The 11,990-nt window shown below is 73.3% G+C and carries 4 protein-coding genes; 3 read left to right on the top strand and 1 reads right to left on the bottom strand.

Annotation, left to right across the window (positions count from 1 at the left end):
• Positions 1 to 889: DUF6537 domain-containing protein (locus VF330_RS05410; RefSeq protein ID WP_330850377.1), on the top strand; the 889-nt coding region annotated here is incomplete at its 5' end.
• 55 nt (positions 890 to 944) lie between these two features.
• Here VF330_RS05410 and VF330_RS05405 read toward each other — a convergent pair.
• Positions 945 to 3,770: a helix-turn-helix transcriptional regulator gene (locus VF330_RS05405; RefSeq protein ID WP_330850376.1), complete on the bottom strand. Its 2,826-nt coding sequence runs from the start codon at positions 3,768 to 3,770 to the stop codon at positions 945 to 947.
• A gap of 737 nt (positions 3,771 to 4,507) precedes the next feature.
• On the opposite strand from VF330_RS05405, the gene ccrA reads away from it, so the two are divergent.
• Together ccrA and VF330_RS05395 are read left to right on the top strand one after the other, a co-directional pair.
• Positions 4,508 to 5,779 (top strand): crotonyl-CoA carboxylase/reductase, encoded by a 1,272-nt coding sequence (ccrA, locus tag VF330_RS05400; RefSeq protein WP_330850375.1) that lies wholly within the window; start codon positions 4,508 to 4,510, stop codon positions 5,777 to 5,779.
• Positions 5,780 to 5,855: 76 nt separating this feature from the next.
• On the top strand, positions 5,856 to 11,975 hold the full coding sequence (locus VF330_RS05395; RefSeq protein ID WP_330850374.1) for a type I polyketide synthase: 6,120 nt from the start codon (positions 5,856 to 5,858) through the stop codon (positions 11,973 to 11,975).
• The last annotated feature ends 15 nt before the right edge of the window (positions 11,976 to 11,990 follow it).

Below are 11,990 nucleotides of genomic sequence, written 5' to 3'. Positions count from 1 at the left end.
CGCGACCGGCATCGCCGAGGACCTGTTCGGCGACCACGCCCTCGCCAACGTCGTGGTGCTCGGCGCCGCCCACCAGGCCGGGCTGCTGCCCGTGTCGGGTTCCGCCGTGCGGGAGGCCATCCGCGTCAACGGTGTCGCGGTGCGGGCGAACCTGGCGGCGTTCGAGTGGGGCAGGGCCGCGGTCGCGCGCCCCGACCGCGTCCGTGCCGCGCTGGCGAAGGTCACGGCCGTCGAGGACACCGCACAGGCGCGGACCGTGCTCGGCGACTGGCGAGCACCCGCCGCGCTGCGCGCCCTCGTGCTCACCAGGATCACGGACCTGGTCGGCTACCAGGACACGCGCTACGCCCGCGAGTACCTGGACCTCGTGCGGGCGGTGCGCACCGCCGAGACGCGGGCCGACCCCGGCAGCACCGCGCTGACCGAGGCCGTGGCGCGCAACCTGCACAAGCTCATGGCGTACAAGGACGAGTACGAGGTCGCCCGGCTGCACCTGCGCCACCGCGACGAGCTGGGCGGTGGCGCGATGACGTGGCACCTGCACCCGCCGCTGCTGCGCGCGTTCGGCATGCGGCGCAAGATCAAGCTGCGGTCGTGGCTCGCGGTGCCGGCGTTCAAAGCGCTGGCGGCGAGCCGCCGGGTGCGCGGTTCGTGGCTGGACCCGTTCGGGCACACCGGGGTCCGCCGGGTGGAGCGCGAGCTGGTGGGGGAGTACCGGGCGGCCGTGGAGCGCGTGCTCCCGGCGGTGACCGCGGGCTCCCTCGGGGCGTGCGTCGAGCTGGCCGGGCTGCCGGACGGGGTGCGCGGCTACGAGGACGTGAAGCTGGCCTCGGTGGCCGGGTACCGCGAGCGGCTCCCGGTGCTGCTGCGGGAGATCGCCGGACCGTGAGACGGCACCGGCCGCGGCACCCGGGAGGTGTCGCGGCCGGTCCGGCGTGATGTCGTCACATGGAGCTGTCCAGCAGCTGCATCTGCAGCGCGGTGGCGAGGTCCGCGCGCCGCTTCACCTTCAGCTTCCGGTAGATCCGGGTGAGGTGCTGCTCCACGGTGCTCACCGTGACGAACAGCTTCAGCGCGATCTCCCGGTTGGTGTTGCCGTCGCACACCAGGTCGGCGACCCGGCGTTCGGCCTCGCTCAGCTGCGCGCAGTCGGCCGCGACCGGCAGCTCGACGTCGGCCTCCGGCAGGTCGGCGCCCTCCACGTCGCCGCCGACGTGCAGCAGCTTGCGCAGCGACTCCGCCTTGCACCGGGTGGCGAGCCGCCGGGCCCGCCGGGTGGTCATCCGCGCCTTGCTGGGCTCGCCGAGGGTCTGGTACGCCGACGCGAGGTCGGTGAGCGCCAGTGCCAGCTCGAGCTCCGCCTTGCAGTCGTGCAGGATCTCGACCGCCTCGGTGAGCAGCCGCGGCCGGTCCTCCGGTGCGCTGAGCCGGGCGAGCAGCCGCAGCGCGATCGCCCTGGCCCGCGTCCGGCCCTGCGCCAGGTGCAGCTGCTCGTGCACCAGCAGCCGGGCCGCCTTGTGGTTGCCGAGCTGCAGGTGCGCCTCGGCCGCGTCGGTGCGCCACGGCAGGATGGCCGGCAGGTCGATGCCCCACTTCAGCATCAGCTTGCCGCAGGCGAGGAAGTCGCTGAGCGCGGCGAGCGGCCGGTCCTGGTTCAGGTGGACGGTGCCGCGCGCCCGCAGGTAGTGCAGGCCGTACCGGGACTCCAGCACGGCCTCCGGCAACGGCAGCCGCAGCAGCGCGGCGGCCTCGTCGTGCTCGCCCATCACCGTCAGCGCGTACACCAGGTTGCCGAGCGGGACGCCGATGTGACTGCCCCAGGTCTGCGACGGAGACGCCCCGAGCGCGCATCTCGCGTAGCTCGCGGCCGCGGCCATGTCACCGGATCTGATCGCGATCTCGGCGTACGTGCTGGCCAGCATCGCCCGCCAGGTCGGCGCGCCGCGGTCGCCGGAGTCGCGGTACAGCGCCTCGCACCACGACGCCGCGGCGGGCAGCTGGTCGAGGTAGGTGAGGGCGAGCAGCGAGACCTGGAGCGGCTCCAGGGTGCCGTCGCCGAGCTGGCAGCTCTGCAGGATCCGCTCGGCCTGGTGCTGGACGCTGTGCGCGGGCCCGCGGGTCAGCAGGGTCTGGAGCAGCGTCGCCGCGCGGGCCTGCGCCCGCACGACCTCCGACACCGCCGTCGTGTCGTGCTTGGACGGGTCGAAGTGGACGTCGCGGACCTCGCCGACCAGCTCCGGGTAGGTGTGCGTGAGCCACCAGCGCAGGAAGTGCAGCGCGGCGATCGTGCGGACGTCCGAGTCCGCCACGTCCGGCGGCAGCTGGGCGATCAACGCCCTGGCGTCGTCGACCTCGTTGTGCCACAGCAGGTACTGGAGGATGTCGGGCAGCTGGTGGTGCGGCAGGTGCCCGTTGCGCACCGCCGTGGTGAGCGTGGGCAGGTGCTGGGTGACCGTGCAGGTGTCGAGGCGCCACTCCAGCGCGGCCAGCCGGTTGCCGATCGAGGCCCGCAGCTGCTCGTTCGCCGTCTCCCGGTACGCGAGCCGCAGGTAGCGGACCGCCGTCGCGGTGTCGTCGGCGGCGTTGGCGTGCTCGGCCGCGCACTGCAGCACCGGCACGCCCCACGCGTACTCGCACGTGTCCGCGGCGGCGAGGTGCTCGGCGATCACGGTCACCGAGCCGCCCTCGTGGTAGATCGCCGCGGCGGCCTTGAGGTGCAGCGCCGTGCCGTCCTTGGCGCCGAGGTGGCCGAGCACGGTGGCGCGCGCGGTCGCGTGCCGGAACTGGCCGTCGCGCAGCAGTCCCGACTCGTTCAGCGACCGGAACGCCAGCGCCGTCGTCGCGGTGTCGAGGCCGGTCAGCGACGCCAGCAGGGTCGGCTTGGCCCACTCGCCGAGCACGGCGACCGCCCTGGCCAGCTGCAGCGCCTCCGGCGTGACCCGGTGCAGGCAGGTGAGGAACGCCTCGATGAACCGCGGGCCCACGACGACCTGGTAGGTCTGCTGCCGCGGCTGCGGCACCTGCGTCAGCGCCTCGGCGAGGTGGTCCTCGACGACGGCGTTGAGCAGCAACGGGTTCCCGCCGGTCAGGGCGTGGCAGTTGCCGGACAGCCGGGTGGCGGCCTGCTCGCCCAGCCGGGCCGCCAGCAGCTGCCGGGTGCCCTCCTGGGACAGCGGCGTGAGGCGCAGGTGCGTGCTCATCGGCTGGCGCAGCACGTCGTCGAAGAAGAACTGGTGGGCGAGCCGCGCGCCGGTCCGCGAGGTGATCATCAGCAGCACCGGCGCGGTCGCGATGGCCCGCGCGAGGTGCGCCAGGCACCGCAGCGAGGCGGCGTCCGCGTTGTGCACGTCGTCGACCACGACGATCTGCGGCCGGCGGCGTGCGGCCGTGAGCACCACCTCGTTGAGCAAATGGGCGTACCGGGCGATCGACGTTTCCGGCACGCCGTCGTCCAGGCCGCCGGGAGCCGGGGAGAGCATTGACTCGGTGAACAGCGCGGACGCCTCGCGACGCAGGTCCGGTGGCAGCTTCAGACATTGCAGGAACTGGACCACCAGTGCGAGCGGGAGATTGCTGGTGAGTTCCGAACTGGAGACCACCACCCGGTCGGCGTCCGCCTCGCCCGCCTTCTCCAGGAGTGTGTCGATCAGCTCGGTCTTGCCACTCGCCACCACTCCGGTGACGACGATGATCCGGCCTTTTCCGCGGGTGACGTCGGCGAAAATCCCGGAAAAATCGGAAAGCTCTTCTCCGCGCTCGACCAATGACATCAGAATTGACCCCCCATGAAGTCAAAAATGAGACCCAGCCGGGTTTCAGGGCGCGCCTCACCTCGGCTCCGGTGGTGACCGGTGCCGGTCGGAGGAGGCGCGTCCCGGCGCGGGAGCGGTGCCCGCGCCGACCAGCCCCGTCGCGGTCGCGATTCGGGTGTACCTGGTGACGGCGTGAGTGGGTGCGAATCTCAGACAACCGCGATGTGCTGGGGCGTGACGGTCCTCCGGTCCCTGGGGCGGCGTCGCGCGCAACCCGTCGAGGGGGGCGTGGGCAAACCTCTCCAGGGGCCGTCAGAGAGCCCCCATTGCCCCTGACGTCCCACGGTGGCCGCCCCATTGCGACCGGACAAACCGGTGATGGATTCGCGAAGCGGACAGGAAAGAGAACGACCCCCAGATCGTTCATCCGCTTCCGAGTGAACCTCTTCGGACACTACACGCGGTTAGCGGGCCGTTGCAACCACGCGACCTCTCGCCGCACGTCATTGCACAATCATCCCAGCAGGTGGCACCTCTTCCCGGAGTGTCCGTTTAGGGGGACGATCTAGGGGTTCTGGGGTGTGCGGGCGATCCATACAGTCGAATCCTGAGACAGCAGGCGATTCCGGCGGTAATGGGGTCGCGGACCTGCGGGGGCGGTCCTGGCGGCTGCCCTTCGCCGGTTCGATTTCCCAAAGGGCCTGAACGCGTTCGGAACGCCGCTGGAGCCGACTTCAGGTGAAAAGGATCCGGCGATGGTGAAAACCCTGTACGAACCGGGTGAAATTCCACCGCTCGGGGTGGTCCCGCGGGAGATGTACGCGTCGGTCATCCGTCCCGAGCGCTACGGCCCGCCGGACAAGGCGTTCGAGGTCGAGCGGCTCGCCGTGCCCGACGTCGGCCGCGGCCAGGTCCTCGTGCTCGTGATGGCCGCCGGCATCAACTACAACAACGTGTGGTCGGCGCTGGGGTCGCCGCTGGACGTGATCGCCGCGCGCGCCAAGGCGGGCGACACCTCCGGGTTCCACATCGGCGGTTCCGAGGGCGCGGGCGTCGTCTGGGCCGTCGGCGAGGGCGTGCACGACGTGTCCGTCGGCGACGAGGTCGTGCTGTCGGGCTGCCAGTGGGACGAGTCGGCCGCCGACATCCGGCTGGGCACCGACCCGATCTCGTCGTCCTCGCAGGCCGCGTGGGGCTACCAGAACAACTACGGCTCGTTCGCCCAGTTCACCGTAGTGGACGAGTACCAGTGCCACCCGAAGCCCGCGAACCTCAGCTGGGAGGAGGCGGCGTGCTTCATGCTCACCGGCGTCACCGCCTACCGGCAGCTGATGGGCTGGCCGCCGCACGTCGTGCGGCCCGGCGACCCGGTGCTGGTCTGGGGCGGCGCCGGCGGTCTCGGCTCGATGGCCATCCAGATCGTGCGGATGTTCGGCGGCATCCCGATCGCGGTCGTGTCCGACGACTCCCGCGCGGAGTACTGCGAGCGGCTCGGCGCGAAGGGCGTCATCAACCGCAGGGACTTCGACCACTGGGGCCGGCTGCCCGAGGTGATGGACGCGGAGGCGATGGCCCGCTGGACCCGCGGCGCCCGCGACTTCGGCCGGCGCTTCTGGGAGGTCCTCGGCGACCGGCGCTCGCCGCGGATCGTGCTCGAGCACGTCGGCGAGGACACCATCCCGACGTCGATGTACGTGTGCGACGCGGGCGGCATGGTCGTCATCTGCGGCGGCACCACCGGCTACAACGCCGACGTCGACCTGCGGCACCTGTGGATGCGGCAGAAGCGGCTGCAGGGCTCGCACTACGCGAACACGCGGGAGTGCCGCGAGGTGACGCAGCTGGTCGCGACCGGGCAGCTGGACCCGTGCCTGTCGTGGTGCGGCGACCTGAACGACGTCGGCCACGCCCACCAGCTGATGTACGAGAACAGCCACCCGCCGGGCAACATGGCCGCGCTGATCAGCGCTCCGGCTCGTGGCCTGCGGACCCTCGACACGACGCGGGCCGTCGGCGCGGGCGTGTGACGTCAGGCCGGGGCGGGGGCCGCCCCGCCCGCGGCCGTGTGCCCGTTCCGCGCGCTGAGCAGACAAAAGGTGTGCCATGACCCAGGATGAGAAGGTCGTCGAGTACCTGAAGAAGGTCACGACCGACCTGCGCAGGACCCGTCAGCGGGTGCGCGAGCTGGAGGACCGCCAGAGGGAGCCGATCGCAGTCGTCGGCATGGCCTGCCGGTTCCCCGGCGGGGTGTCGACCCCGGACGAGCTGTGGGACCTGGTGTCCCGCTCCGGCGACGCCGTCGAGCCCTTCCCCGCCGACCGCGGCTGGGACGTCGACGCGCTCTACGACCCGGACCCCGACCGGGCCGGCACGTGCTACGTGCGGGAGGGCGGGTTCCTGCACGGCGCGGGCGACTTCGACGCGGGGTTCTTCGGGATCTCCCCGCGGGAGGCGCTCGCGATGGACCCGCAGCAGCGGCTGCTGCTGGAGACGTCGTGGGAGGCGATCGAGAGCGCCGGGCTCGACGCCGACGCGTTGCACGGCACCACGGTCGGTGTCTACACCGGCAGCAACAGCCAGGACTACGCCACCCTCGCCCGCGATCCGGGCGCGGGCCTGGCCGGGTTCGCGGGGACCGGCAGCGCGGCGAGCGTCATGTCCGGCCGGGTGTCGTACGTGTTCGGCCTGGAGGGCCCGGCGGTCACCGTCGACACCGCGTGCTCGTCGTCGCTGGTCTCGCTGCACCTGGCCGTCACCGCCCTGCGGGGCGGCGAGTGCTCGCTCGCGCTGGGTGCCGGTGTCACGATCATGTCGACGCCGGACGCCTTCGTGGAGTTCAGCCGTCAGCGCGGGCTCGCGGCGGACGGCCGGTGCAAGGCCTTCTCCGACGACGCCGACGGCACCGCGTGGGGCGAGGGCGTCGGCGTGCTCGTGCTGGAACGGCTCTCGGACGCCCGGCGCCACGGCCGCCGCGTCCTCGCCGTCATCCGCGGGACCGCGGTGAACCAGGACGGTGCCACCAGCGGCCTGACCGCCCCGAACGGGCCCTCGCAGCAACGCGTCATCCGCGCGGCGCTCGCGAACGCCGGACTGGTCGGGTCCGACGTGGACGTCGTCGAGGCGCACGGCACGGGGACGAGCCTCGGCGACCCGATCGAGGCGCAGGCCCTGCTCGCGACCTACGGCCAGGGCCGCGACCGGCCGTTGTGGCTGGGCTCGGTGAAGTCGAACATCGGGCACGCGCAGGCGGCGGCCGGGGTCGCCGGGGTCATCAAGATGGTGCTCGCGATGCGCAACGGCATCGTGCCGGCGACCCTGCACGTCGGGACGCCCACGTCGCACGTCGACTGGTCCGCGGGCGCGGTGGCGGTGGCGACCGAGGCACGGCCCTGGGAGCGCGACGGGCGTCCGCGGCGGGCAGGTGTGTCGTCGTTCGGGATGAGCGGCACCAACGCGCACGTGGTGCTGGAGGAGGCCCCCGAGGCGGACGAGCCTCCCGCCGCCGTCGCCTCGGTGGTGCCGGTGGTGCTGTCCGCGCGGTCGGATGCCTCGCTGCGCGCACAGGCCGGACGGCTGCTGTCCTTCGTGGACGGATGGGACGACCTCGCCGACATCGCGCACTCGCTCGTGACGGCCAGGACCTCGCTCCCGCACCGCGCCGTCGCGGTCGGGGCTGACAGGGACGAGGTGCTGGCCGCGCTGAAGACGTTGGCGCAGGGGGCTCCCGCGCCGAACCTGGTCCAGGCGGTCGCCGACGAGTCCGGGCGGGCCCCGGTGTTCGTGTTCCCCGGCCAGGGGTCGCAGTGGCAGGGCATGGCGATCGAGCTGGCCGCGGCGTCCCCGGTGTTCGGCGAGCGGCTGGCCGAGTGCGACCGGGTGCTGGAACCGTTGCTGGGCTGGCGGGTCCTCGACGTGCTGTCCGGTGTGGAGGGTGCGCCGAAGCTGGAACGGGTGGACGTCGTCCAGCCGGTGCTGTTCGCGGTGATGGTGTCGCTGGGTGCCCTGTGGCTGGCCAGCGGTGTCACGCCGGGCGGTGTGATCGGGCACTCGCAGGGCGAGATGGCGGCGGCGTGCGTCGCCGGGGCGTTGTCGCTGGAGGACGCGGCACTGGTCGTGGTCGCGCGCAGCCGGTTGCTGGTGAGCCTGTCCGGGCTGGGCGGGATGATGTCGGTCGGCCTGCCCGCGGCACGGGTGCGCGAGCTGCTGGACCGGTGGGACGGCGTGTCCGTGGCGGCCGTGAACGGCGCCGCGTCGACGGTCGTCTCCGGCAGCCCCGCCGGTCTGGACGAGGCACTGGCCTGGTGCGAACGGGAGGGCGTGCGCGCCCGGCGGATCGCGGTCGACTACGCGTCGCACTCGGCGCAGGTCGAGTCGATCCGCGAGGAGCTGCTGGAGGTCCTCTCCGGCGTCACGCCGAAGTCGTGCGAGGTGCCGTTCTACTCGACGGTGACCGGCGGCCTGATCGACACCGCCGAGCTCACCGCCGAGTACTGGTACGAGAACCTGCGCCGGACCGTGCTGTTCGACCAGGCGACGCTCGCCGCGGTCGAGGACGGCCTGCACGTGTTCGTCGAGGTCAGTCCGCACCCGGTGCTGGTGTCGTCGGTGCAGGAGACCGCGGACGTGGTGGCACTGGGGTCGATCCGGCGCGACGACGGCGGGCTGGACCGGTTCGTGCTGTCGCTGGCCGAGGCGTTCGTGCACGGCGTCGACGTCTCGTGGCCCGGCCTGGCGGAAGGCCGCCGGGTGGAGCTGCCGACGTACGCGTTCGACCGGCGGCGGTTCTGGCTGAACCCCGGCCCGAGCGGTGGTGGCGGTGCGGGGCACCCGTTGCTGGGCTCGTCGGTGGCGCTGGCCGACGGCGGCGGTGTGGTGCTGTCGGGCCGGGTGTCGGCGAGCTCGCCGGAGTGGGTCGCCGACCACGCGGTCGCGGGCCGGGTGTTGTTGCCCGGCACGGCGTTCGTCGAGATGGCGGTGCGCGCGGGCGACGAGGTCGGGTGTTCGACCGTCGAGGAACTGACGTTGCACCGGCCCCTGGTGCTGCCGCCGGACGGGTCGGTGGCGGTGCAGGTGCTGGTGGGCGCGCCCGAGGCCGACGGCCGGAGTGTGGCGGTCTACTCGTCGGCGGACGGCGAGGAGTGGACGCACCACGCCGAAGGGCGGCTGGTGGCTTCCGGTGAGGACGCGGTGTCGTTGGACGAGTGGCCTCCCGCCGGTGCGGAAGCGGTGGGGATCGACGGGTTCTACGACCGGCTCGCCGAGTCGGGGTACGGGTACGGGCCGTCGTTCCAGGGGCTGCGGAGGGTGTGGCGGCGCGGGGACGAGGTCTTCGCGGAGGTCGCGCTGCCGGAGGGGACCGACCCGAGCCGGTTCACGCTGCACCCGGCGCTGTTCGACGCCGCCCTGCACGTGTCGGGCGCGGTCGCGGACGACGTGGCCGTCGGCCTGCCGTTCGTCTGGTCCGGCGTGACGGTGCACGCGGAGGGCACGGCGGCGTTGCGGGTCCGGTTGCGGCGCACCGGGTCCGACGAGGTGTCGCTCGACCTCGCCGACCTCACCGGCGCGCCCGTCGCGTCGGTGGCGGCCGTGCGGTCGAGGCCGGTCAGCGAGGACCAGCTGGCCGCGGCCGGCCGGGGTGACGCGCTGATGCGGGTGCGGTGGCTGCCGGTCGTGCTGCCCGACGCCGCCGACGTGGACCACGTGGTGCTGACCTGTCCGTCCGGGACCGGGTTGGAGGTCGTGACCTGGCTGGCGGAACGGCTGCGGCCGTTGCTGGAGGGTGACTCGCAGGTCGTCGTCGTCACCCGCGGCGCGGCCGGTGACGAGTCCGATGTGGACCTGTCGCAGGCCGGGGTCTGGGGTCTGGTGCGGTCGGCCCAGGCCGAGTTCGCCGGCCGGGTCACGGTGCTGGACGTGCAGCACGACGACGACCTCGGCGTCGTGCCGGCGCTGGTGGCGCTGGGCGAGAACGCGGCGCTGGTCCGTGCCGGGAAGGTGCTGGTGCCGCGGCTGACCGGGGACCAGCCGGAGGTGCTGGCGCTGCCGGACGGGCCGTGGCGGCTCGCGGTCGACGGGCAGAGCCTGGAGGGCGTGACCGTCGAGGCCGCCGAACCCCGTGCGCTGGCGGCGGGTGAGGTGCGGATCGCGGTGCGGGCGGCCGGGGTGAACTTCCGGGACGCGCTGATGTGCGTCGGCATGTACCCCGGCGGGGAGACGGCGGTGGGCAACGAGGGCGCCGGTGTCGTCGTCGAGGTCGGCCCCGGTGTCGACCTCGCGGTGGGCGACCGGGTCATGGGCGTGTTCCCCGGCGCGTTCTCGTCGGAGGCGGTCGCGGACCACCGCCTGGTGACGCGCATCCCGGCCGGGTGGTCGTTCGCCGACGCGGCGTCGGTGCCGATGGTCTTCCTCACGGCCTGGTACGCGTTGCGGGACCTCGCCGACCTGCGGGCCGGTGAGTCGGTGCTGGTGCACGCGGCCGCCGGTGGTGTGGGCATGGCGGCCGTGCAGCTGGCACGGGCGTGGGGCGCCGAGGTCTACGGCACGGCGAGTCCGTCGAAGTGGGGCGCGCTCACCGGGCTGAAGGGGGTCGCGTCCTCGCGGACGCTGGAGTTCGCCGAGCGGTTCGGGCGGGTCGACGTCGTGCTGGACAGCCTCGCGGGCGAGTTCGTGGACGCCTCGCTCGGGCTGCTGGGCGAGGGCGGCCGGTTCGTCGAGATGGGCAAGACCGACGTCCGCGACCCGGACGTCGTCGCGGCGCGGCACCCCGGCGTGCGCTACCGGGCGTTCGTCCTCGGCGAGGCGGGGGAGGAGCGGACCGGCGAGATGCTGCGGGAGGTCGTGGCGCTGTTCGACCGCGGCGAGCTCGACCTCTCGCCGGTGCGGGCGTTCGACGTCCGGCAGGCGCGCGAGGCGTTGCGGTTCGTCAGCCAGGCCAGGCACATCGGCAAGGTCGTCCTGACCGTCCCGCACGGGCTGGACCCGGACGGCACGGTCGTGATCACCGGCGGCACCGGCACGATCGGTGCGCACGTCGCCCGGCACCTCGCCGAACGCGGCGCCCGCAACGTGCTGCTGCTCAGCCGATCCGGTTCGGCACCGGAGCTCGAAGCCGAGCTGGGCGCCGAGGTCGTGGCTTGCGACGCTGCGGACAAGGCGGCGCTGGCGAAGGTGTTGGAGGGGCGCCGGATCACGGCGGTCGTCCACGCCGCGGGCGTGCTCGACGACGGCGTGGTCACCGCGCTGACCCCGGAGCAGATCGAACGGGTCTGGCGGCCCAAGGCCGAGGCGGCGCTCAACCTGCACGAGCTGACCGCGGGCCAGGACCTGGCGGCGTTCGTGCTGTTCTCCTCCGCCGCCGGTGCCGTCGGCAGTCCCGGGCAGGGCAACTACGCCGCCGCCAACGTCTTCCTCGACGGGCTCGCACAGCACCGCCGCGTCCGCGGCCTGCCGGCGACCTCGATCGCCTGGGGCTTCTGGGAGGAGCGCAGCGGCATGACCGCGCACCTCGACGACGACCAGGTGCGGCGGCTCGCCAGGGGTGGCATGCGACCGCTGTCCACAGAGGACGGATTGGCGCTGTTCGACGCCGCGCTGGCCCAGCCGCTGCCGCTGGTGGTCGCCGCGCCGCTGGACGTGTCCGCGCTGAGGAACGCGGCCGACGTGCCGCCGTTGCTGCGCGGACTGGCCCGTCCGGCCCGGCGTCGATCTGCCGTTCCGGCCGAGACCGCGGGCGGGACGTCGCTGGCCGACCGGCTGGCGGGGCTGCCGCGGCCGGACCAGGACAAGCTGCTGGTGCGGCTGGTCGCGCAGCACGCCGCGGCGGTGCTCGGGCACGAGAATCCCGACGACCTCGACGCCACCAGGGCGTTCAAGGAGATCGGGTTCGACTCCCTCACCGCGGTGGAGCTGCGCAACCGGCTCACCGCCGCGACCGGCCTGCGGCTGCCCGCGACCATGGTCTTCGACCACCCGACACCGGTGGCGCTGGCCGCCCACCTGCTGGCCGGGCTGACGCCGGAGGCGGCGGACCCGGAGCAGGCGCGGTTCCGGGCCGCGCTGGCGGCAGTCCCGTTCGACCTGCTGAAGGCCGGCGGGGTGCTGGACCTGGTGCTGCGGCTCGCCGGGCAGGGCGAGCAGGAACCCGCGCACGACTCGACGGAATCCCTTGACGCGATGGACGCGAGCGACCTGGTCCGGCGGGCCATGGGCATCAGCTCGTCCTGATCAGGAGAGTGTGAC

Origin of the sequence: Lentzea sp. (assembly GCF_036380075.1) — a bacterium.
In the GTDB taxonomy this organism is placed as follows: domain Bacteria; phylum Actinomycetota; class Actinomycetes; order Mycobacteriales; family Pseudonocardiaceae; genus Lentzea.
The sequence above is the reverse complement of the archived record's forward strand: the minus strand, read 5'-3'. Positions and strand labels throughout refer to the sequence as shown.